The organism is Mangrovimonas xylaniphaga (assembly GCF_001280435.1).
Lineage (GTDB): Bacteria > Bacteroidota > Bacteroidia > Flavobacteriales > Flavobacteriaceae > Mangrovimonas_A > Mangrovimonas_A xylaniphaga.
On the sequence record NZ_LBIP01000013.1, the window covers coordinates 1,503,869 to 1,525,730 of the forward strand.

Sequence of the window (21,862 nt, forward strand, 5' to 3'; positions counted from 1 at the left end):
TACTTAGAGTTGTTATCTTTTGAGTTTTTCTATGTGGTTGTTTAGATTTTAGGTTCGAGTGCCTGAACTTGACCTTAGGATGCAAATAGTGTTTTGTCGTGAAACAAGACTAAGCTATAAAGACTATGAGTCATTGGTTGGTTTGTTGTCTTTTGAAACACGAGGCATTAAATCTTCAATAACCTTGATTTGGTTTTCTGGTTTTTTGGACTGTTCCAAGAATTCAACAAATTCTTTTGAGAAAGATTGTCGGCGGATTTGCCACCATTCCTGTATACCGTTAAGGTGGAAATAGGAAATGATGGTATTCCGGTTGCTTACCCAAAGCCAGGGCTCTAGGACTTTCATCTTGTTTTGGTAATAGAGGTTTTCCCAAATACGGAAGAGTTGGATGTACAGGAAATTGGAGGTTCTTTTATCGTCTTCATTTAGGGTGTTCCAGGACTTGGTGCCTTTTTCGAACAGTTTTCCAAGGTCTTTATCTACAATTAATTGGTGGAGGAACTCTCTGTTGGAATTGGCAAAAGAGTCGTAGAAGTTGGAGCGGACGGCCTGGGTGTTCTTTTTGATTTCTATGGCAAGGAAGATTACCGAAATGATGACCCCAATGGATGTTAATAGATTGATTGCTAACTCTAAGCTCATGTTGTACAATGTGTGCTGTGGGTTAGTTTAGGGTGGTTTGAAGTGGGTGTACCTTAAAGATAGTGAAAGCATTGCAATTTTTGCGGGGAGGGATGGGACTTGTTTTTACATCCCCCTTTGTCCCCCTTCGAAGGGGGAGTTGGTTTGCTATATTACTTACAAAATAATTTCCATAGATGCAATAGGTTGAAACGTTGTGACACATACTGACCCGTTATGACACATAGAGACCTGTTAAGACCAGTTGAGACCTCTCCTGACACACACTTGCCATTTTTTAGGGGTTTTGTTCGAGGATTGTTCGGGGTTTGTTCGTGTACGGCTTTGGCATATTTGGTTGAGAAGGGGCTTTGGACGAACAATGTCTTAGCCAAGTTTAGGTAATGGTAAGTGAAGTGGCTAGGAGGAGGTTTTCATCTAAAGTGATTTGTAGGTGAAGTGGAGGTGATTTTGTAGGAAAATAAGTTATGTTTGTCATGATGATCTCAAGTTTAATCACTAGAATTATACGTATATGATAGGATTGTTGTTGATTTCGGCAGTGGCACTGCTGTTTTGGATTATTGCAATTTTAAAGCCCAGCGAAATGCAGAGTAAAGAAAAGGCGACTAAGAGAGATGCTAAGTCTACAGAAGGGGCAGGGTATGCTTCCGAAAGTGCTGTTGTATTATCTGGTGAGAAAACAAAAGAGGGAGGTCTTGTTTCTGCTGAAGAAGCGGATGCACAACTAGCAGCCATTGCAATTGCAGCCCGAAACGTTACACCAACAATTATAAGTCCTAAAACGGAATCCTCGCCTAAGGAAGAAGTGCCCCCTAAAGAAACATTAGGTTCTGAAGTAGTGTTGACATCCGGTTTTGAGAATGGGAGGTATCGTGTGTTTCAGGAATATGTTATTGATGGCAAGCACTACACTTATGGGTTTCCAAAAGCCAATTGCCCAGATAAAAGGGTTTGGGTAGGTCTTGGAAAGCAGGAATTGGAGCGTATATCTATTAAGGAGACTAAAAGACGACTTAAGGGAAGGCCTATCCCTGTACTAGTTTATTACCGCAATGGATTTGATAGGGATTTTAGCGTGCTGGATGATACCTATGACGAAGATGATGATTTCGTGTTTGAGATTGACGATTACGATGATGACTTTGAATTTGATTTTGGGTATGATGACTATGATTCCGATGATGTTGGAGGCTATGATGACTTTGGAGGCGGAGATAGTTATGGCGGTGGCTACAGTGACTACGGTGGCGGTTATAGCGATTATGGTGGTGGCTATACTGATTCCGGAGGTTTTGATGGTGTGGCTGACTAGTTGTTTTCAGTCAAAAGGTATTCAAATAATTATTCTAAAACCTCTCCAACACACTTAATACGTCTTTTTTATAGCTACGGCTGATGGACAGGGCCTTGTTTTGAACGATGATTTCGTCGTTGGTAAAGGAGGCAATGTGCTTGATGGCGATGATGTAGGAACGGTGGATGCGCAAAAACTTCTCTGAGGGCAGTTTGGCTTCAATAGCGCTAATGGTTTCGCGGGTGACGATGGTTTGGTTGCCCAGATGTATTTTTAGGTAGTCGCTATAGCTTTCAATATAGGTAATGGCTTCAAAATCTATTTTTATCATGCGCCTGTCGGCCCTAACAAACATAAAGTTGGGTGCTTCTGTTGGTGCTGATGGGCTAGGATTGTTTTGGGTATGGGTTTCAAAATAGTTGTTGACGGCCTTTAATAACCTGTCAAAGGAAATGGGCTTTAGTAGGTAATCTACAGCCTGGAGCTCGAAGCCTTCTACGGCATAGTCCCTATAGGCGGTGGTAAAGATAATCTTGATGTTTTTGTTGATGGACTTGGCAAAGGCAATGCCCGAAATCTCTGGCATGTTGATGTCCAGAAACACTACATCTACTTCCTGTTCACGAATGCACTGAAAAGCCTCGATGGCGCTGCTGCAACTGGCCACTACGTTTATATTGGGGATTTTGGACAGGTGGGTCTGGATGACTTCCCTGGCAATAGCTTCGTCATCTACAATGATACAGGATATGGTGTTTTGGTTGTGCACGTGCTAGTGTAACTGTAGTTGTAACTGCACCTTAAAAATATCACTTTCATTTTGGATATGGAGGGTGTAGTTGTCTTTATACAATAAATTAAGTCGTTTTTTGATGTTTTCCAGTCCGATGCCTTTTTTGGAGGAGGCATGCCCTTTTTTATGGGTGTTGTTTATGTTGAAATACAGGGTTTGGCCCTGGCACTCCAAGTGGATGTTGATATGGAGCTTGCCTTGGTGAAGGGCCCCGTGCTTGAAGCTGTTTTCAACAAAGGGCACCAATACCATGGGGGCTATGGTGCGGGTTTCGGGGATGTTGTTGCTGGTGAACTGCAGCTTCAGGGTTTCGTTGAAGCGCATTTCCTCGAGGGCAATATAGTCTTTAATGTGCTCTATTTCTTCCGTTAGTAATACGAAAGGTTTGTCGGCTTGATACAGCAAATAATCCAAGAGGTTGGAGAGCTTTAGTATCATTTCTGGGGTTTCGTCGGCCTTCCTAAGGGCAAAACCGTATAGGGTGTTGAGGGTATTGAACAGAAAGTGGGGGTGGATTTGCATTTTAAGGTACTGAAGTTCCTGTTCCTTGAGCTTTAGTTGGGTTTCCAGAATTTGGGTTTGGAGCTTTTTGGTTTTTTCGGCATGTTCCAAATTGAGCTGCAGGAGTTTGTAGGCGCTTACCAAAATGACAATTAGATATACGCCAGAAGTTACCAAGATGATGTTTTTAGTAACGGGGTTCATCTCGTTGTAATTGAAGTGGGCCAGATAAATCAAGCTAAAGAAAATGGAGAGCATGATGAGGTAGCCCGAAATGATGAGCGTATAGCTGCTATACAGTGCAAATTTGGCGTAGCGCTTGGGGATTAAATACTCTGGAATGAGTTTGTAAATGGACACGTAGGTGGTGGCGATGGTAATGGGCATTAAAAAGGCCGAAAACAGTAGGGCGTTGTGAAAATCTTTGCTTTGCGAGCCAAAGAAATAGGTAAAGAACAGCAGGACCAAGCACCAAAATAGGAGGTGCTTAAGGCTGCGCGCCAAGGCTTTTAAAAGGATTTGTTTTGAAAGGAGGCTGCTCATTACCCTACAATGATACAACACTTTTTGGCAGGATGGTTGCTTTTGTAGACGGATGACCAATTTAGCAGGGGATTCGACCTACGGTTATATTGGGAGCTAATTTGGTTGTTCGTCGCATTTTGGATTATCTTGTGCCTGTATGGCGTAAGTTTGGGGTGTATTCATTCAAAAAACGAACGTTATGAACCCTTTAGCAATGTATGTTTTCAGTCGCTTTTTAATTTTTGGCTCTATTGTAGATCGCTTTAACGAAGGTGGTCCGCTTATGATGTCGCTTATTTTAATCTGTTTTGTGATATCGCTGTTCTTTTTGGCGAAAGGCTTTATGGGCTTGAAAGGGCATTTGGAGCAGTCGCAAAAAATGCTGCGTTTGGCTATCGATAGCAGCCTGTTGGGCTTGGTGATTGGCTTTTTGGGTTCCATTATTGGTTTGATTATGGCCTTTGATTCCATAGAAGCCATGGGCGATGCCGAACCTGCTATTTTTGCTGGTGGCCTAAAAGTGTCCTTGCTTACGGCTACTTTTGGTCTGTTTACCTTTGTGGTTTGCCGATTGGGGATTTTGGTGTTGAGAGGTTTGATTGCCAACCAAGAGCCTAAGGCATAAACTGCTTGTCTTCATTTTGTTTTAATTAGAGATCCTTTATTGTTTATGAGCATTTTTGAAATCCTCCTGTTGGCGGCAGCCACCCTATTGCCTTTTGTGAAGCGTCCTTTGCTGCGCCGAATCTATGCCGATTATCTCTTGTTGTTTTTATGTGTGTTGTTGGCCTTGCACTTGATTGTGGAAGGGTGGCGCTGGCAAATGCTCCCGGCCTATGTGTTGTTGGTTCTTGTGGCGTGGCGACTTAAGGCGGTGGATGGTTTTGCCTCTGTAAAGTTCTCGTGGTTTCGAGGGCTTGGGTATGTTTTGTTGTGTTTGTTGTTGGTAATAGGATGGGGGCTGCCTATGGTATTGCCGGTGTTTTCATTACCTGAACCGAGAGGACCCTATCAAGTTGGAACGGCTTTGATTTATGAGCAGACCGATAGGGACGAAGTGATTACCGAAGACCCCAATGATAAAAGGGAACTGTTGTATAAGATTTGGTACCCCAGTGAGGTGGATATCACGAATATGAAATCAGAGCCTTATGTGGACAAAGCAAGCAGGGCGGGGTTTGCTACCAAATACGGCTTGCCGCCAGCGGCCTTGGATTATTTGGATAAGGTGCAGACCTATGTGTATCCGGGGATTTCGGTGGCCCATGGACGCTTTCCTGTGTTGTTGTTTTCGCATGGGTATGGCTCTAAGGCCTCAGGGTATTATGCCTTGTTGACGGAGCTGGCCAGTCAAGGATATGTTGTTGTGAATATGAACCATACTTATGAAAGTTTGGGGGTGGGCTTTCCCGATGGGCACTCTGCTTCTTTTGACTATGATTATCAAAGAAGGATTTCGGCCAATGCCATGGCGACTATAGAACCGATTGCCAACGCCTTTAAACAAGGATTGCGTTATGAGGAACGGCATCCTATTGTTAGGGAGGCTATCAAGGATTATTTTGAAGGCGCTATTCAAGAGCGTTGGGCTCAGGATATGATAGGCACCATAGATTTATTGGAGGAATGGAATGCCAAAGGGCCACTAAAAGAAGCTTTGGATTTGGAACGGCTTGGGGCTTTTGGGCATTCGGTAGGTGGTGGTGCGGCAGGGAAAGTGGCTATGAACGACAAGCGCATAAAGGCAGCGGCCAATTTGGATGGGATTCAGTGGGGGACCATGATTGATAGCTGTTATCATGTGCCATATCTCTATCTTTCTGCCGATTGGCCTGCAGAGCATGAAGATATCAATGCCCATGTGTATGCGCATAAGAGTCACGATTTGTTTTATGAATGCAAACTCCTGCAGTCCGGACATCCCAATTTTATGGACATTCCATTTATGGTGCCCGTGCCTGCGCTGGCTGGCACTGGAACTATCAATCCTTATGAAGGCATGGAGATAACCAGTTCACTAGTCACGTCTTTTTTTGATGCCCATTTAAAGCAGTTACCCGATACTGAGCCTGAAAAGCTTGGTGCTATTTATGACTTGTTGGAAATGGAGGTTTATGAGGGAGGGGAAGCACGATAAGTTGTTTTTAGACTGAAAAGTTATTGGGGTTTGTTTATTTTTAGGTCGAAATGAAAGGGTAGGATTAGTTTTTACCCTTTTGAAGATAACCCCCTATCATCTCTTAAATTTACTTAGCTTATGGAAACTTATTTCTCCACCAAACGAATTCTTTTATCATTATGTGTGTTGGCTTTTTTATTGCAGTCTTGCAACAAGGCCATCAAAACCAATGCAGATGAATTGGAGCTAGTGAGTTTGCCCGATGGGTCCATTGCCTTGTTGAACAGTGATAGCTCTATTAGTTATGATGAGGGATTTGAGGAGCGAGCCATTACCCAAACAGGAGAAGTGTTTTATATTGTGGAGAAGGGCGCGGTGCCGTTTACGGTAACTACTGAATATGGTATGGTTGAGGTATTGGGAACGGAGTTTAATGTAAAAGCCACAGTAGAATCTTTGGAAGTGGAAGTGGAAAAAGGCGTTGTGCAATTAAAAACAAGTCAAGTAGTAAAAGACGTGAAGCGTGGTCAAAAGGCTTTTGTGAAGGACGTTAAGAAGGGTGTTGAAATGGGCAAGGCAGAATTTAAACACCAACACTGGACCAAGCAACTTTCTAAAGATTTGAGGGCCTTAAAAAAAGAATTGAAAAAGGGCGGTAAGCAACTGCAAAAGGAGTCTCGCAAGTTTGGTAAACAGCTCAAGAAGGAGCTTAAGAAGATTGGGTAAACACCATACATTCCTGCCCTGTTCTTTGAGAACAGAAGCATGGAAGTATATTCGTCTTTAAAATCAAAAAGGCTAAACGGTCTACCAAATTTTAACCCGCTCTTCAGGGGCTAGGTATAAAGAATCTGCTGGCTGTACGTTGAATGCCGTGTAAAACTCAGGAACGTTTCTCACGATGCCATTTACACGATAGTTGGCAGGCGAGTGTTCGTCGGTGTTTATTTGCATGCGTAAGGCTTCATCTCTCATTTTGTTTCTCCAGGACTGTGCATAGCCTAGAAAGACACGTTGATTTCCAGTAAAGCCATCCAATACAGGAGCCTCTTTACCATCTAAAGAGATATGGTAGGCTTTTAAAGCAATGGATAGACCGCCAAGATCACCAATGTTTTCGCCTAGGGTAAATTCACCATTAACAAATACATCCGGTAAGGCTTCAAAGGTGTTGTATTGGGCGACCAAGTTTGCAGTACGCTTTTTAAACTCTTCCTTGTCCTGATCGGTCCACCAATTACGCATGGCGCCGTCTCCGTCGAAAGTGCTTCCCATGTCGTCAAAACCATGTCCTATTTCGTGGCCTATAACCGCACCGATGGCACCGTAGTTGACAGCATCTTCAGCTTCCATATCAAAAAAAGGCGGCTGTAAGATGGCGGCGGGAAAGACTATTTCATTTAGGGTTGGGTTGTAATAGGCGTTGACCGTTTGCGGGGTCATGTTCCATTCGGTTTTGTCTATGGGTTGCCCGAGTTTGGCCAATTCCCTGTTGTATTCCATAAGGGCGGCACGATGTAAATTGCCGAAAATATCGTCTGCTTTGATCTCGATATCATAGGTTTTCCATTTGTTTGGATACCCAATTTTTGGTCGGAACTTACTCAATTTATCCAAGGCCTCTTTTTTTGTGTCGGGGCTCATCCAATCCAATTCGGTAATGCTTTCTTTGTAGGCTTTGAGAAGATTGGCAACCAAGGTTTCCATTTTTACTTTGGCCTCGGGCGAAAAATGTTTTTTCACATACACTTTACCTACTACTTCCCCAATGGTATTGTTTACGGTTGATACGCCTCTTCGCCATAAAGGACGTTGTTTAGGGGTGCCGTTTAATTCGGTACTGTAAAAGGCAAAGTTTTGTTTGTCCATGTCTTCATTCAAACGAGAGGCATTCCGATTGATAATGCCCCATTTTAAATAGGTTTTCCAAGTATCGAGACTGGTTGAGGTGATAATGTGGTCTAGGGCCTTTGTGTAATCCAACATGAGCACTCCCAAATTTTTTTCATTTTGGATGCCAGCTTCCTCCAAATACCCAGACCAATTAAAATTGGGCATGATGTTGGCTAAAGTGTCCATAGGGAACATGTTGTATAAATTTACCAAGTCTCTGGTTTTTTCCTTTTCCATGTGTTTGGTGGCCAGTTTGGTTTCCAGGGCCATGATAGCCTCCGAAGCTTCTTTTCCATTAGGCAAGTCTGCCAGCTCAAACATTTTGGCAATATGCGTTACATATTTGGTACGGATGTCTTTGGAGCGCGCATCATTGTTGAGGTAGTATTCGCGGTCAGGAAGCCCTAAACCCGATTGCCAGGTGTAGACCGTGTAAATGGTAGGGTTTTTTAAGTCTTGGTAGACGAAAAGCCCTAAAGGAACACTAATGTCAAATTTATTGGCGTAGGCAAAATAGGTGGCCAATTCGTCATAGTTGGTGATGGCGTCTACTTTATCAAATTCGCTTTGCAGTGGAGTAACTCCCAAATTGTTTCGGGTGTCCATATCCATGTAGGATTTGTAAAGGTCGCCTACTTTTTGTTCGTCAGATCCTAGAGTAAATCCATTGTTGGCCGCTTCTTCAATGATGGTCTTAACATTTTCTTCGGCTTCTTCATGTACAATATAACCAATGCCATAAGAGGATTTGTCGGCGGGAATTTCGGTGTTTTTGATCCACTTCCCATTCACATAGGCCATAAAGTCATCTCCGGGTTTTACGGAGGTGTCCATATATTCCTTAAGGACTCCTGATTTTAGGGGCTCCGTTTCTGAAGCAGTTTCTTTGACGTCGGTTTTACAGTTGGTCATCAACAGCAGGGTGCCAAGGATTGCTATTGAAAGGTTGATTTTTGATTTCATAAGTCGCATTTTAGGTTGGACAATTTTTTAAGAAACCAAACAGTGTAGTGTTTTGTAGTTCAGGAGGTTAAATATAAGGTTTTTAAAAGTGTATGGAACAATTTGGTGTTGTAATTATTTTAGTCTTTCTGTGACTACAATTTTATTTTCGTTTCGTTTTTAATCTGTCTGATCACAAAAGAACTTTGAATATGCGAAATGATGTCCAATCTGGACATGTTCTGTAAAATGAGTTCTTCGTAAGCCTTCATATCCTTCAATAGAATTTTTAATAAAAGATCGTAGTTTCCTGCAATATAATACACTTCCAAAACATCATCCAAAGCGTCTATGTAGGCTTCAAATTTTTCAAAATCGGAGCCTTGATGTTTTACGAGGGTAACCTGACAGTATACAATGAGGTTTTTCTCTGCCAATTCGGGGTCTACTATAGCCACGTATTTTTGAATAATCCCACTAGCTTCAATTTTTTTAAGGCGTTCGTGAACGGGGGTAATGGAGAGGTTGACCTTTTCTGCTAGCTGTTTTATGGATTGTTTGCTGTCGTTTTGAAGGTCATTTATGAGCATGCGGTCAATATCATCTAGGCGTATCATGGAATATATTTTTATATGAGGACATAATTTAGTGAAAACCAGATAAAAAATACTTTGAATATTGTCTTTTGTGGTATAATATTCTGAAAATGAATTGCTATGTATGAATAATTACTTTAATGATACCTTTGCATCAGAAAATAATGATTATGAATAGAATAGATGATGTGTTGAATAGGATTTCCAATAGTACCCAAAACTTTTTGGGTTATCCATTGGCAAAAGATTTTTCCTTTCAAGAGTTTGCTCCTTTTTTGGATGTGTGTTTAAATAATGTTGGTGATCCCGAGGCACCTTCTACTTTGGCCATCGATACCAAGGATGTTGAAAAGGAGTGTATTGCTTTTTTTGCCGACATTCTTTCCTCTAATATGGAGGAGGTGTGGGGTTATGTGACCAATGGCGGGACTGAAGGTAATTTATATGGGTTGTACCTGGCAAGGGAGCGTTTTCCCAATGCCGTGGTTTACTATAGCGAGTCTACGCACTACAGTGTTAAAAAGAATTTGCATTTGCTGAATCTTAAAAATATTGTGATTCGCAGCCAGGAGAATGGTGAGATCGATTATCAGGATTTAGAGCAATCGGTGATGTTGCGTCGTGATTTGCCTGCCATTTTCTTTTTGAATATTGGGACTACCATGACGGAGGCTGTAGACCAGTTGGATGAGGTAAAACGCATTATTCGCCAGTATGCCATCAAGGATTATTACATCCATTGTGATGCGGCCTTTTTAGGAAGCATTGCCCCTTTTGTGGAGCCCAAGCCAAAGTTTGATTTTTCTGAAGGCGTGGATAGTATCGCCATTTCAGGACATAAGTTTTTGGGAGGGCCCATACCTTGTGGTGTCGTGCTTGTAAAGCGTCAGCACCGTAACCGAATTGCCAATTCCATTTCCTATGTTGGGACTATGGATACCACGATTACTGGTTCCAGGAATGGATTGACACCCCTATTTATGTGGCATGTCATTAACAAGTTTGGAAAGGACGGTTTGGCTAAGCGGGTCAAAGAATGTCAGGAGTTGGCGGCTTATACCGAACTACAGTTGAAAGCTATCGGCGTAAAGGCATGGCGGAACAACGATGCCCTTACGGTTGTGTTGGAAAAACCTTCGGAGGTGCTGTGTAAACATTATCAATTGGCTTCAGAAGGTGCTATCGCCCACGTTATTTGTGTGCCAGGACTTCAAAAGGCACAAATTGATGCCTTTATCAAAGATTTGCAATTTGAGAGATTGAAAGCTAGTTAATATTAGTCATAATGACCTGCAAAGGAGCCCTTTATGCAAACCTCTTCTTGATTCTTTGTGCAATTAGGAAGAGGTTTTTTGTTGGAGAACATTAGTTGCTATTCAGCTATTGTGTGCGTCCTTGCGTTATGCTACCTTTGAGGGAATACCTTTTAATTGATCTTGATCCCTTGAGACGAAGCTATTTTTTGCTTGTTGTTGTATTGCTATCCTTTGCGTTTCATGCGCAGGGGCAAAGAACTAAATTCCGTAAAGCGATAGACTCTCTGTTTATAGACCACAATCCTGAAAACTATTCCCTTCGCTTGTTTTCCAACTATAAGGTGAAGCGTTTTAAGATTTCCAATGAAGATTTTAAGACTAGGTACGTTCCTAAAAACCGTTATGGGGTTGGGGTTGGCGTGGCCAATAGCAAGGTGTTGTTGGATCTGGCCATTAATATTAAAAATGGCAAGGAAGAGGTAACCAACCGATTTGATGCCCAAGGTACCATCATTTTTAAAAAGCGGAATTACATCAATGCTTACTTGCAGATTTATAATGGTTATAATGTAAAGAACAGTTTTGACGAACCCAAAGAATTTCGGTTTGATATCAAATCTAGAACGGTTGGATTCAATCATCTTTACACGTTCACAGATATTGAGTTTTCTTATTCCTTATTGAAAGCAGGGTTGCCTACCCGAAACAAAGATGTGTATATCACAGGTGGAATCGGTTCTTTTGTGATGTTCGATTATTTTGATTCGGATGGTTCCATTTTTCCGGAAAGTGTAGGGTTGTATTATGAAGATGTACAGGGAGTAAAACGCTATAGTGGACGTGCCCTTGGGTTTTTGGCAGGGGTAATGAGCGCTTTTATACTTCCTGATAATATGATTGCCACCTGTAATTTAATGCCTGGGATTGCCCTAATGAACAATAGGGTGACTTTGGAAGACGGTAGCCGTAGTGGTTCTATGCCCTTGTTGTATAAATTGGATGCGAGTGTGGCTTTAAGCTATAATGTGAAGCGCTTTTACATTAACTTGATGTATGAAACGGGTATTTATGCCAATTCCTTGGATTTTGGACATAATTATAAGTTCAACCTTTCTATGGCGAAATTGTCATTTGGTTATAAGTTGAATATGTAGCGGCTTTTCTTGAGGTGGTTTGTCTTGAAATAGTTAAGGGTTTCTCAAAGTCTGGGGTTTCCTAAATAGATCAAAAGTACCCTAAAACACTACTTGTCTGGCTTGCCAAACTGGCCTAAATAAAATAACTTGCCAGCTCTTAACACCAAAATTCAAAACCCTATAAGGGACTAGACCTATGAGTGCAACCAATAATAAAAAGGTATTTGTATCGGGATGTTTCGATATGCTGCATAGCGGGCATATTGCATTTTTTAAGGAAGCCGCTTCTTTTGGCGATTTGTATGTGGGCATTGGCTCGGACAGTACCATTCAGGAATTAAAGGGGCGTCATACCATCAATTCGGAGCAGGAGCGTCTGTATATGATTAATGCAGTAAAATATGTGAAGGAAGCCTTTGTGAACTCAGGGTCTGGGATGATGGATTTTGAAAAAGATCTTAGGCAGTTGCAGCCCGATTTTTTTGTGGTGAATGAGGACGGCTTTTCGCCAGCGAAGGAAGAACTGTGCAACGAGCTGAATATAGAGCTTCACGTGTTACGCCGTACTCCTGATGCAGGTTTGCCGGAACGCTCTACCACGGCTATCCGTACCAATGGACATTGTTCCTTGCCATACCGAATTGATTTGGCGGGCACTTGGATAGACCAGCCCTATGTGTCCAAATATCACCCAGGATGGGCCTTGACGGTATCTTTGGAACCTATTGTAGAGTATAACGAGCGCTGCGGGATGTCTACTTCTACGCGTAATGCCGCCAAAAAGATATGGCCTTATTACTTGCCTTTGGAGAAGCCTGAAAAGCTGGCGGAAATTCTCTTTAAGTTTGAAAATACGCCGGGTTCTACCCTTATTTCCGGTGCGCAGGATGCCATAGGAATCTGTATGCCCGGTTTGGTAAGACATTATTATGATAACGCTTATTGGCCCCTAAAGTTTGAATCTATTCACGATGAAGCAACGTTGTCTTGGTTGGAAGAGCACATCTATATGGTGCTGCTTTGGCCACGTGAAAAGGATCTCGATTTGCTGAATGAGACCTACATAGACGAAACCAATGTAAAGGCCCTGTCAGAGGCTGCCGATGCCGTTTGGGAGGCCATCAAACAACGCGACCTTAAGGCGTTTGCTGAAGGATTCCTAAAATCCTTTAACGCGCAGACGGCTATGTTCCCAGCCATGGTAAACGAACGGGTGAACAAGGAAATTGCCAAATACAATGACAAAGCGCTTGCTTGGAAACTTGCCGGTGCCGGTGGCGGTGGTTACCTGATCTTGGTATCTGAAACTCCTATAGAAGATACCATGCGTATTAACATTAGGAGAAAGGCGTCGTTGTAGGATAGGAAAATGTTAAGAATTCTTCCAAAATTGTATAAACATCTATTTGTTCATCATATTAAACTGATATAAAAAAGGGCTAGTATTTCACTAGCCCTTTTTTAAAAATCATATGTGTTTTGTAACCTTATTTCAAGATCAATTCAGAAGTAATGTATAAGGAGCTGTCTGAATTGAGATCAGAAAGGGAGGCTTTCAATTGGAAGGGGTTGTTAAGTTGTCCAGGGGTAAAACTTAAGGTAATAGGTAGTTGGTTCTCCCTGAATTGAGTAGCGTCTATGCCTTCAAGGGTGTATGCTTCCAAGATATTTTCATTACGTATAATAGGGGTGCCTTTTGAGTCTGTAAATTCAATGGAGAGGGCTGGATGTACTTTACCTTCCACTTCTTTAAATCCTTCAAGACCTTCCAATATTAAAACGAATTTGTTTTTAACATTTAAGCTTTCGTCTACAACCACCAATTTGTCTGTATCATCCCATAAGTAGATGTCTGAGTACTGTATGTGGTTTTCACTGATTTCTAAAATCTCATTTTTGGAAACCGAAAAAGGTAGCTCGTATTCAAACGTACCCGTACCTTTTTTATCCCAAATTTTTAGGAAAGCCTTGTATGTTTCGTTGTTTCCGTGTGGCAGCGCTGCCATAAAATTGGCCTGAAGCATTAGTGGGGAAAAGTCGGTGCCGTCTTTTAAATCGGCAAACAAGTCGGTGTGGTTTAAAATGGTGTCTGTGGCATTTTTTACCACCAGCATGGACATGCCGGGGAAGGCTTTGCCATCTTCTTTGTTTAGGCCTGTAACATCATTGAAGATTAGATTGATCTTTTCGCCATCAATAAAGCTGTTTCTGTTGTCGATGGTGCCGTTGATCTCGATACTAATGTCAGAAGTGCCTATGCCATTGCCTCTAGAATACGCTCCGGTGATTAAATCTTTGTTGACAGACTGGTTAAACTGGCAGGCACTGAGGGTCAATCCTAGTGCTATGAGGCCAAATCGTTGTTTGGTTTTCATGTTTTATAGGTTAAATTCTTAGTAGCTAGCTGTTATTGGCTTATTGGGACCACTAATTTACATTATTTTCTTACAAAAACAATGATAATTGTAGTAATGGAGGTTTGCTATTGCCATGGAAATGCTTCCTTGAATACATTGTCTGAAAAGGCTGTAGGAGCTGCTTTGCGTATCCCTGTTGGAAGAAAGGTGTTGCTGTAATATAGAGTGTTTGTTAAATAGGGTTGTAGGTGGAAATCCCCCTTAAAGGGGAATTTACTTGTGTCTTTTGTAATTGTTGTTAAGTGTTTTTTTTGACAATCTAACAATAATTAGTACACATTTTAACGAGGATAGTGTTTAGGTGTTCGATTTATGATGTGCTATTCTTTGCTTTTTCCAGTTTTAACTTCAAATTTTGAATTTCAGCATTTTTGTCTTTAACCTCTATCTGAAAATATTTTAGGCTTGTAAGCAAATAAATAATTACAAATAGGTTTCTAATATCGATAGAATTATATTCAGTTAAAAAGTTGAATTTACTAGTGATCCATAGAATTCCAAATAGTACAATTGAGATTGTGGCAATTATTTTTAGTGCTTTTTTCATTTTTTTTCTTTTTTTAAAATATTTCATCACATTCCCTTGATAGGGGAATGTGATCTTGAAATGTTCGGTTATTTAAAGCCTGTAAAGCACATTTAATTTATTGGGCATCAGGTTGCGGCTCCCTTCCAAAAGCATTATAGAGTTTCCCCAAAGGTCAACAGGTTGTTGTCGGGGTCTAACAGGGCAAACTCACGCTGTCCCCAAGGTTTGGTCATCAATGGGCTGTTGGGGTGTATTTGTACACCTTTGGCTAGCCAGGTTTGGTAAAGCGTATCTATTTGTGTGGTACGAATGTATACCTGCCCATAGTTGTGGGCGGGATCCAAATCTTTAAAGGCAAAGAAGTGCAACTGTATCTGGTCCTTTTCCAACATTAGGTAGCCTTCATAGTCTTCGGCTCCAAATTCCTTAAAGCCCAGTAGGCCAATATAAAAAGCCTTGGTTGCGGACTTGTCCCGCATTGGCAATTTTGGGTTTATGGCGGTGAGCATAGCGTAGTCATATTTAAAGTTTTTTGTTTAAACGAGGGTTGTATGTTAATAAGATCCTTATTTTATTAATAGATGAAAATTTATGGGGGTTACTTTTTTTAGTTTTTCTACATAAGATAGTTTTCCGTCATTGTTGTAAACTTGCTTTTCTATAATTAAGCCTTTAGGTACATTTTTATGAAGGTTCCAAATGTTAAAAAGGGTTGGGTGAGCTATAAAAGGTTGTATTGGTGTGCTAGTGTCGATGACGAATATATGGCAGGAAAGTTTGTTTTTGTTAGCTTGTTGGGCATTGTTCATTTTGAAAATTACTCTAGGGCAACTTTTGTTGTTGATAATGGTATCGTTTAAATTTTCAATTACATATTTTTTTGCTTTTTTTTCATAGATGTTGTCATATGGGTGTGTGAAGTTTTTAGGTATTACTAGCGAACTTAATTTTTTGTAATCGCCATCCAAGGTTACGCGACCTGTTAGTTTATCTTGGTCTTTAAAATATAATTGATTTCTTTTATTTGAATCGTTGCGGATATCTGCATAATAGCTATTGTCCCTGCTGTTTATGTAATAACTCACGTTTTCAATTGAGTTTGGAAAGTTGTTTTTTATTTCGTACTCTAAGCGGTAATCAAAATTATAGTTTATTGAGGTTTGGCAACTTAGGGCAAGTAAAAGTATAAGAGCAATTTTCATAAGTAAGTATCAGTTTTTTCTTCTTATAAATATAAAGGGATATATCTTTTAAGACTGTGAAATCCGATAATTTTTGCACTGAAACTTATGTAATTGATTGAGATACACTTTGATTTGTGATTTCCTCAGCTTTTAATAGGTGGGCAAGTGTAGGTGGAACGCTTATTTTAATGAAATAGGGGTTATGGTATACCCAAGGTTTTGCAGTTTTACAATAAGGCCGCATTGGTACATTAAGTGGCTTAGCCCAACAGCAATAAAACAATTGTTGGTTTCCAAAAGCGGGTTGATGCTTGCAAGCCATGCCTGATTTCTATCTGCGAGGATCAAACTGTTTTGGCAAGGTGTATGGAATTGGTAATCTATATCCATTTGGCGGTACCAATCGGTTTCTTGGCAGTTGTTAGGGTTTGTCTCTTTTAGCTTGGCAATTATGTTGGCCAATCGTTTTTTGTGCACTTTTTTTGGCATGCCTTTTACATCTTTGTTGATAAGGGCAATTTGGGCCTCGGTTGTTTCTAGGCCTATCAGCTTAAGCTGGAGGTTTTGGGCTTTGGTGCCAATATAGTCGTCTAGGGACAGGTGTGTGTCTGTGCTGTCTTTGCTCTGGCATACTTGCTCTTTAAAATGCCTGTTCAGAAATACATAAAGTTCCGTAGGCGTCATTTTGTGGAATTTGGTAGGGCTGTTGGCAAAAAGGGTATTTATAAAATTGAGGTCGTCTTTGCTTAAATAGGAATTCCATGGTGTGCTGCTGCTGCGGGCATTAATGATGTCCTGAGCCATTTGTCCTGGAAGGTTCAAGTTTTCCTTAATGAGTACATTGCAGGAGGCCAATGCTTTATTGGCTGTTGCGAGCGAATCAAAAAACGATTTGCCGAAGGCGTGGTGCGTACCAAAGAGATAGGATACTTGTTGGTTCTTGGGGTGGGTGACCTTAAAGAGGATGGTGGCGGTGTAAGGGGTCTTGGCATTAGGCTGTACTTGGCCTAAAAGGTACCACGGTAATAGCATCAAGCAAATAAAAAGCGAAATGGAGAAGGGGTGTTTCATGCAGTAAACCAAGTTGTTTTAACGAAATGTGTTTTGTTGATTTCTGTGACTAACTCCTAAGATAGATAAATATATGATAGGAACCGGCATTTTGAATGGTGCCTATGGAAGTAATCTTGTAGGTTCATTGGTTTTTTAAAGGACATTCCCTTTAATCCCCCTTCAAAGGGGGAATTTTAATGTCACCTATAGACGCCTACAGGGATGTCTATTCCATAGAGGTTTAAATATATGTTTTATATGTTGCTTGCCTTCTCCAATCCCTTATAATACCACGCATAGGTCCCAATCACTATAAAACAAATTAAAGGGATAAGGTAGGAATAGGCCGTTCCAAAAATATCAAGAAGCCCACCTTGTGCGGGAGTTAATACCGCCCCACCCAAGATGGCCATGATAAGGCCTGAGGAGCCTACCTTGGTTTCGTCCTCGTCAAGCCCTTCGCAGCCCATCCCGAAAATGGTAGGGAACATCAAACTCATAAAGGCCGAGATTCCAATTAGCGAGGTCACACCTATAAGGCCACCAATAAAGATCACATTCAAGGTAAGGATTGACGCGATAATTGCCGATACCAATAACAGACTTTCTGGACGGAAACGTTGCATAAGAGCGGTAAAGATCCAACGGAACACTCCAAAGAGAATGAGGGCCAAAGTATGGTACTGCAGCGCCATTTCCTGTGTGGTGGCCAGCTCTTCAGGAATGTAAAAGTTGGTATAAGTCCACACTGAAATTTGTGCACCCACATAGAAAAATTGGGCAATCACGGCAAAGCGATAGTTCTTTTGTTTAAATAGTTTCAAAAATGTTTGCCTCATGCGTACTTTTTTATCGGGGCTAGCCTCTTTTGGCATCTTGGTAGCGGCAATTAAAATCCACACCAATACCAATACGCCGGCCACCGAGAGGTAGGGGAAAATAACAATGTTAAGTGTTTCCTGAATTTGTGAGGCCTTTATCAAAATGTTGCCTTCGGCATCCAAAGGCATTTTAGCCATAATCATGATTTGGCACATCAGTACTCCAATTACTGAACCCACAGGGTTGAAGGATTGGGCAAGGTTCAAGCGCTTTGTGGCGGTGTCTTTAGGGCCTAAACTAAGCATGTAGGGGTTAGCATTGGTCTCTAAGATGCCAAGCCCACAGGCTAAAATGTAATAGGACAGGCAAAAGAATACAAACTCCTGCAACAAAGTAGAAGGGTATAGTAAAAAGCAGCCCACCACATATAGTCCTAGGCCTACCAATACTCCAGTTTTATAGGAATATTTTCGTGAGATAAGGGCGCCTGGTATGGCCATACAGAAATACCCAAAGTAGAAGGTAAACTGGATGAGGGAGGCTTGAAAAGTGGTAAGGTTTCCAAACACCGCCTTAAAAACTCTTACTAGAGGATCCGTTAAATTGTTGGCAATACCCCAGCCCATAAAGCAAAGGGACAATAAAATAAATGGTAATAAATATTTGGGCGCTACAACAGGCCCGTTGGTGGTGTTATTCATGTGAGTTAGCAATCGGTAAGTTTAAAAATTGGGGTCATTTCAAGCCATTTTTCGTCGCCATTGGTGAGGCGCTGTTGGTAGGCGTCCATAAGGAGTTCCCATTCCCGTTGTCCAGGCATTTCTGCTAGTTTAGCCATTTGGGCTTCCCAGTTGAAGCTATCGGGTACGGTTACGACCATGCACATACGGGTGTTCCATCGGAAAATTTGCATGTCCTCTATGCCAATGTTGCGTAGACCCGCAACTATTTCAGGTTTTATTTTTTGTGGGGAATGCCAATGTTCATATTCGGCAATAAGTTCTGGGTCAGGTTGTAAATCCAAGGTAAAACAATAGGTCATGGATGGCGTTATAATAATTGTCCGTAGTGCTTGTGCCGATAAAGATAGTATAAAATGAAAGTCATCTACAAAAAAGTGCTTTTTGAAAGGAATGGGTGAGGAGGGTGTATATTTTTATTTTTTGAAAAGTAGAAAAGGAAAACCTCAGTAACAATGGGCTGTGAAAAGCCTAGTGGCTTATGTAAGAATAATCATATTAGATAGTCGGTGTAAACAGATGGTAGAAATTATGTTTTTAAAGCTATATTTGTAGCGCACCTCAATTAATTAGTAACAGATCAGACTACGCAAGCCAATGAATTTGTGTTTTAAACGCCTTTATGCCATCACCTTTGCCCTTGGGCTTTCGTGGGGTGTTACGGAGGCTGCTGCTCTGTATGCCCAAGCCGATGATTTGCAGCTTAAGGCCAATGAATTGGTGTATTCCAACCCTGAGGAAGCCATTAAAATTGCCGAGGTCATCATAAAAAGTCATGAGAATGATGATGAGATTCAGGCACAAATGGGACTTCTTTTGGCCAAGTGCTATTGGGTAAAAGGCGAGTATAAACAAGCTGCCGACTGGCTGTTTAAGGCGAGTGCTCAAGTGCCAAAAAACAACTACAAGGATAGGGCGGCCATAGGCGTGTTTAAGGTGAAGTTACTACATGAATTGCAATTGCAAGGTGCCATTCCTACCTATAGCGAACATACCTCCAATTGGATTGATGAGGTAACTTCCGAAACAACTAAGGATTCCTTGCAATTTAGGTTGCAATTGGAACAGTTGGACTTTAAAGCTGCTGATGATAGGGCAAAAGTTTTAGGGCTTTTGGACCAGATGGAACAGGAGTTTGGTGACTTCCTAAAGAGTTCACCTGCAGATTACATTGATTTTTATTTGGCCAAGGAGACTGCTTTGCAGCAATCGGCAAATTATCAAACTGCTATGGCTGAAGCGAACAAGGCCATGCATTTGATAGACCAATCCAATAGTAATAATTTATATAGTAAGGCGGTAGCCTTTAAAGCTCTCGGGACGCTATACCATAAATTGGGGGCGTTTAGAAAAAGTGAGGAAACCTTGTTTGTAGCTTTAAAGTTTGCCGAAATTTTGGATAACCGTTCTTTGTTGAAAGAAATTAATCAAGAGTTGGGGCTCAATTACCTTTCGGCGGGTCAGAACAATCAGCACAAAGTTTATAATTATGAGTTTTTGCTGTTGAACAAGGAGGTTGAAATCAAGGAACGTGAAGCGGTAAATGCTTTGTATAATTTAATAGGAAAGGAAAACGAGGCAGTTATTGAAGCTACAAAAAATAGGTATGCAGAATATATCTATATGGCGGTAGGTGTTTTTTTGCTGGTTATTGGTATTGGCTTATTGGTATTGCTGAAAAGTTATTTTAAAAAGAGACGTTTGGGAGAAATCATTCGGTATTTGGAAATCAACCATACCAATTTGGCCAAAATTAAACCTGCCAAACGCAAAGCGGCCAAAAAGTTGGTGATTCCAGAGGACACGGAAAAGGCAATTTTGTCCAAATTGAAGAAGTTCCAGAATTCCCGAAAGTTCTTGAGTAAGGATATGTCTATAGCAGTATTGGCCGGGCAGTTTGAAACCAATACCAAGTATTTGTCGGAAATTATCAATAAGCATTATAATGACAACTTTAATACTTTTATCAATAAGCTGCGCATTAACTATATTATTGAGAAGTTGAAGGCAGACCCTAACTATATCAATTATAAAATAAGTGTGTTGGCTGATGAGTGTGGCTTTTCGTCGCACAGTAGTTTTGCTACGGTATTTAAGTCTATTGTAGGTATGCCACCGGCAACCTATATCAATTTGTTAAGGGAAGAGCGTAACGAAGAATTAAGCAACAACTAGATTATGGACATCAGGAAATGGCTTTTGGGTTTTTATATGTTGGTCCTATTTGGGATGCTGCAAGGTTATGCGCAGAATGCTTTAAGTGATAAGGATCTGGAAGATTTGATTGCCTTAAAGACCAATCAGATTTATGAGGACCCCGAGAGTTGTATTGAATTTGGCTTAGAAGTTTATCAGGATGAAGCAAATAAAATAAATATTAGGATCAAAGCTTTGGCTTTGGTGTCTTCAGCTTATTCTTCCAAACGCGATTATCAAAAGGCCTTGGAGTATATCTCGATGGCAAACGAATTGATGGAACAGGTAAATGATCCACTATTGGCAATTGAGATTTTATCTAGGACGGGTATTCTGTACCAACAGATGAGTATCTATGATAAGTCTATAGAGTTTTTGGACAAAACCGAAAAGGCCTGTTTGGCCTATCCTGTGAGAGATTCGGTACGAACCTTTTTGGCTAAGACTTATATTGTAAAAGGATTTATCTATAGAGAAAACTTGAGTTGTGATATTGCCTTAAATTTTTTTGACAAGGGCATCAAGGAATATGAGGCAAAGGGGCTTTTTTACGAAACGAATTTGAGCATTGCCTACTACAATAAAGGGAATTGCTATACTACTTTGTCTCAATACGAAGAAGCAAAGGAGAGTTACAGACGATCTATCACTTTAGCTAGCGCTAAAGGAGCTAATAGTTTGGTGTCTTTTGCACAAAAGGGATTGGCGGAAGTCTATTTGCGAGAAGGAAGGTATCAAGAGGCTATCGATTTATTGCAAAATGCCCTCAACCAATCCAAAGATGTTGGCGACTTAGTATTGAACCAAGGTATTTACCAGGGACTTTTTGAAAACTATTTGGCTCTGGACGATTGGGAACAATACCAAGTTTACTACAACCATTTTTTAGCGACAAAAGATGAAATTGAGCTGTCCGAAAGGAATTCCATTAGTGATGCCATCCAAGAAAATGATCGTCTTAAAGATGCTCAAATTGACGCAATCCAATCCCATTTTTCATTTAATGTAAAGGCTATTTTGGTGACTGGATTTCTACTTCTGGTAGTCATTGTTTTTATGGAAATAAAGCAAAAATCCCGAATTAAAGCCCTCAAAAAGCAGGTTGAGAAACTTCAACAAAGGAAATCTTAACAATTCCTTAAGATTGGGTTGTTTTAAGGGTATTTTGTTGTTTGTCAATTGTTTGTTTGAGGTTTTGTCCTTTCGAATTTCAGTAAA

General features: G+C 40.9%; 21 protein-coding genes. 9 read left to right on the top strand and 12 right to left on the bottom strand.

The features are described from left to right. Positions 1 to 123: 123 nt before the first annotated feature. The gene (locus ZA06_RS06685) at positions 124 to 645 is read right to left on the bottom strand and encodes a hypothetical protein (protein WP_053976602.1); all 522 of its coding nucleotides are present in this window, start codon (positions 643 to 645) and stop codon (positions 124 to 126) included. 514 nt (positions 646 to 1,159) lie between these two features. Between ZA06_RS06685 and ZA06_RS17080 the strand changes: the two genes are divergently transcribed. After that, on the top strand, positions 1,160 to 1,960 hold the full coding sequence (locus tag ZA06_RS17080; RefSeq protein WP_053976603.1) for a hypothetical protein: 801 nt from the start codon (positions 1,160 to 1,162) through the stop codon (positions 1,958 to 1,960). Positions 1,961 to 1,994: 34 nt separating this feature from the next. On the opposite strand, the gene ZA06_RS06695 is transcribed toward ZA06_RS17080, so the two are convergent. Together ZA06_RS06695 and ZA06_RS06700 are read right to left on the bottom strand one after the other, a co-directional pair. Next, complete coding sequence (locus ZA06_RS06695) at positions 1,995 to 2,711, bottom strand: LytR/AlgR family response regulator transcription factor (RefSeq protein ID WP_053976604.1); 717 nt, start codon at positions 2,709 to 2,711, stop codon at positions 1,995 to 1,997. A gap of 3 nt (positions 2,712 to 2,714) precedes the next feature. Further along, entirely contained in the window at positions 2,715 to 3,779 is a 1,065-nt protein-coding gene (locus ZA06_RS06700; RefSeq protein WP_053976605.1) for a sensor histidine kinase, read from the bottom strand. A gap of 181 nt (positions 3,780 to 3,960) precedes the next feature. On the opposite strand from ZA06_RS06700, the gene ZA06_RS06705 reads away from it, so the two are divergent. From ZA06_RS06705 to ZA06_RS06715, 3 genes are all read left to right on the top strand, one after another. Further along, on the top strand, positions 3,961 to 4,386 hold the full coding sequence (locus ZA06_RS06705) for a MotA/TolQ/ExbB proton channel family protein (RefSeq protein ID WP_053976606.1): 426 nt from the start codon (positions 3,961 to 3,963) through the stop codon (positions 4,384 to 4,386). 45 nt (positions 4,387 to 4,431) lie between these two features. Beyond that, positions 4,432 to 5,898, top strand: coding sequence for an alpha/beta hydrolase family protein (locus ZA06_RS06710; protein ID WP_053976607.1), 1,467 nt, complete (start codon positions 4,432 to 4,434; stop codon positions 5,896 to 5,898). Positions 5,899 to 6,018: 120 nt separating this feature from the next. Continuing rightward, on the top strand, positions 6,019 to 6,606 hold the full coding sequence (locus ZA06_RS06715; protein ID WP_082331940.1) for a FecR family protein: 588 nt from the start codon (positions 6,019 to 6,021) through the stop codon (positions 6,604 to 6,606). A gap of 81 nt (positions 6,607 to 6,687) precedes the next feature. Here ZA06_RS06715 and ZA06_RS06720 read toward each other — a convergent pair whose 3' ends face one another. Both ZA06_RS06720 and ZA06_RS06725 read right to left on the bottom strand, forming a co-directional pair. After that, a complete protein-coding gene (locus tag ZA06_RS06720) occupies positions 6,688 to 8,736 on the bottom strand; it encodes a M13 family metallopeptidase (protein WP_082331941.1) in 2,049 nt (682 codons plus the stop codon). A 134-nt stretch (positions 8,737 to 8,870) separates the two neighbouring features. Next, on the bottom strand, positions 8,871 to 9,332 hold the full coding sequence (locus ZA06_RS06725) for an Lrp/AsnC family transcriptional regulator (RefSeq protein WP_053976610.1): 462 nt from the start codon (positions 9,330 to 9,332) through the stop codon (positions 8,871 to 8,873). Between the two features lie 149 nt (positions 9,333 to 9,481). Between ZA06_RS06725 and ZA06_RS06730 the strand changes: the two genes are divergently transcribed. The 3 genes from ZA06_RS06730 (at position 9,482) to ZA06_RS06740 (ending at position 13,063) form a co-directional block, all read left to right on the top strand. Next, positions 9,482 to 10,585: a histidine decarboxylase gene (locus ZA06_RS06730; RefSeq protein WP_240472214.1), complete on the top strand. Its 1,104-nt coding sequence runs from the start codon at positions 9,482 to 9,484 to the stop codon at positions 10,583 to 10,585. Positions 10,586 to 10,755: 170 nt separating this feature from the next. Continuing rightward, positions 10,756 to 11,721, top strand: a complete 966-nt coding sequence (locus ZA06_RS06735; protein ID WP_240472215.1) for a DUF4421 family protein — start codon at positions 10,756 to 10,758, stop codon at positions 11,719 to 11,721. 178 nt (positions 11,722 to 11,899) lie between these two features. After that, positions 11,900 to 13,063 carry an adenylyltransferase/cytidyltransferase family protein gene (locus tag ZA06_RS06740; RefSeq protein ID WP_053976612.1) on the top strand — a complete coding sequence of 388 codons (1,164 nt, stop codon included), beginning with the start codon at positions 11,900 to 11,902 and terminating at the stop codon, positions 13,061 to 13,063. 127 nt (positions 13,064 to 13,190) lie between these two features. Here the strand turns inward: ZA06_RS06740 and ZA06_RS06745 are convergent, their stop codons facing one another. The 7 genes from ZA06_RS06745 to ZA06_RS06775 form a co-directional block, all read right to left on the bottom strand. Then, entirely contained in the window at positions 13,191 to 14,078 is an 888-nt protein-coding gene (locus tag ZA06_RS06745) for a hypothetical protein (protein ID WP_053976613.1), read from the bottom strand. A 352-nt stretch (positions 14,079 to 14,430) separates the two neighbouring features. Beyond that, entirely contained in the window at positions 14,431 to 14,667 is a 237-nt protein-coding gene (locus tag ZA06_RS06750) for a hypothetical protein (RefSeq protein ID WP_157503128.1), read from the bottom strand. A gap of 134 nt (positions 14,668 to 14,801) precedes the next feature. After that, positions 14,802 to 15,158, bottom strand: coding sequence for a bleomycin resistance protein (locus ZA06_RS06755; protein ID WP_053976615.1), 357 nt, complete (start codon positions 15,156 to 15,158; stop codon positions 14,802 to 14,804). A 57-nt stretch (positions 15,159 to 15,215) separates the two neighbouring features. Continuing rightward, on the bottom strand, positions 15,216 to 15,734 hold the full coding sequence (locus tag ZA06_RS06760) for a hypothetical protein (RefSeq protein WP_157503130.1): 519 nt from the start codon (positions 15,732 to 15,734) through the stop codon (positions 15,216 to 15,218). Positions 15,735 to 16,013: 279 nt separating this feature from the next. Continuing rightward, positions 16,014 to 16,904, bottom strand: a complete 891-nt coding sequence (locus ZA06_RS06765) for a TraB/GumN family protein (RefSeq protein WP_082331943.1) — start codon at positions 16,902 to 16,904, stop codon at positions 16,014 to 16,016. Between the two features lie 236 nt (positions 16,905 to 17,140). After that, complete coding sequence (fucP, locus tag ZA06_RS06770) at positions 17,141 to 18,409, bottom strand: L-fucose:H+ symporter permease (RefSeq protein WP_053976617.1); 1,269 nt, start codon at positions 18,407 to 18,409, stop codon at positions 17,141 to 17,143. A gap of 5 nt (positions 18,410 to 18,414) precedes the next feature. Continuing rightward, positions 18,415 to 18,750, bottom strand: a complete 336-nt coding sequence (locus ZA06_RS06775; RefSeq protein ID WP_053976618.1) for an L-rhamnose mutarotase — start codon at positions 18,748 to 18,750, stop codon at positions 18,415 to 18,417. A 295-nt stretch (positions 18,751 to 19,045) separates the two neighbouring features. Here ZA06_RS06775 and ZA06_RS06780 point away from each other — a divergent pair, with 295 nt between their 5' ends. Both ZA06_RS06780 and ZA06_RS06785 read left to right on the top strand, forming a co-directional pair. Further along, entirely contained in the window at positions 19,046 to 20,623 is a 1,578-nt protein-coding gene (locus tag ZA06_RS06780) for a helix-turn-helix domain-containing protein (RefSeq protein ID WP_053976619.1), read from the top strand. Between the two features lie 3 nt (positions 20,624 to 20,626). Continuing rightward, entirely contained in the window at positions 20,627 to 21,775 is a 1,149-nt protein-coding gene (locus ZA06_RS06785; RefSeq protein WP_082331944.1) for a tetratricopeptide repeat protein, read from the top strand. The last annotated feature ends 87 nt before the right edge of the window (positions 21,776 to 21,862 follow it).

Bases quoted from the DNA above. Each gene is read 5' to 3' on its own strand.
- ZA06_RS17080 (WP_053976603.1), top strand. From the start codon at position 1,160: ATGATAGGATTGTTGTTGATTTCGGCAGTGGCACTGCTGTTTTGGATT.
- ZA06_RS06700 (WP_053976605.1), bottom strand. From the start codon at position 3,779: ATGAGCAGCCTCCTTTCAAAACAAATCCTTTTAAAAGCCTTGGCGCGC.
- ZA06_RS06685 (WP_053976602.1), bottom strand. From the start codon at position 645: ATGAGCTTAGAGTTAGCAATCAATCTATTAACATCCATTGGGGTCATC.
- ZA06_RS06750 (WP_157503128.1), bottom strand. From the start codon at position 14,667: ATGAAAAAAGCACTAAAAATAATTGCCACAATCTCAATTGTACTATTT.
- ZA06_RS06745 (WP_053976613.1), bottom strand. From the start codon at position 14,078: ATGAAAACCAAACAACGATTTGGCCTCATAGCACTAGGATTGACCCTC.
- ZA06_RS06755 (WP_053976615.1), bottom strand. From the start codon at position 15,158: ATGCTCACCGCCATAAACCCAAAATTGCCAATGCGGGACAAGTCCGCA.
- ZA06_RS06715 (WP_082331940.1), top strand. From the start codon at position 6,019: ATGGAAACTTATTTCTCCACCAAACGAATTCTTTTATCATTATGTGTG.
- ZA06_RS06780 (WP_053976619.1), top strand. From the start codon at position 19,046: ATGAATTTGTGTTTTAAACGCCTTTATGCCATCACCTTTGCCCTTGGG.
- ZA06_RS06765 (WP_082331943.1), bottom strand. From the start codon at position 16,904: ATGAAACACCCCTTCTCCATTTCGCTTTTTATTTGCTTGATGCTATTA.
- ZA06_RS06785 (WP_082331944.1), top strand. From the start codon at position 20,627: ATGGACATCAGGAAATGGCTTTTGGGTTTTTATATGTTGGTCCTATTT.
- ZA06_RS06730 (WP_240472214.1), top strand. From the start codon at position 9,482: ATGAATAGAATAGATGATGTGTTGAATAGGATTTCCAATAGTACCCAA.
- fucP (WP_053976617.1), bottom strand. From the start codon at position 18,409: ATGAATAACACCACCAACGGGCCTGTTGTAGCGCCCAAATATTTATTA.
- ZA06_RS06720 (WP_082331941.1), bottom strand. From the start codon at position 8,736: ATGAAATCAAAAATCAACCTTTCAATAGCAATCCTTGGCACCCTGCTG.
- ZA06_RS06705 (WP_053976606.1), top strand. From the start codon at position 3,961: ATGAACCCTTTAGCAATGTATGTTTTCAGTCGCTTTTTAATTTTTGGC.
- ZA06_RS06710 (WP_053976607.1), top strand. From the start codon at position 4,432: ATGAGCATTTTTGAAATCCTCCTGTTGGCGGCAGCCACCCTATTGCCT.
- ZA06_RS06740 (WP_053976612.1), top strand. From the start codon at position 11,900: ATGAGTGCAACCAATAATAAAAAGGTATTTGTATCGGGATGTTTCGAT.
- ZA06_RS06775 (WP_053976618.1), bottom strand. From the start codon at position 18,750: ATGACCTATTGTTTTACCTTGGATTTACAACCTGACCCAGAACTTATT.
- ZA06_RS06725 (WP_053976610.1), bottom strand. From the start codon at position 9,332: ATGATACGCCTAGATGATATTGACCGCATGCTCATAAATGACCTTCAA.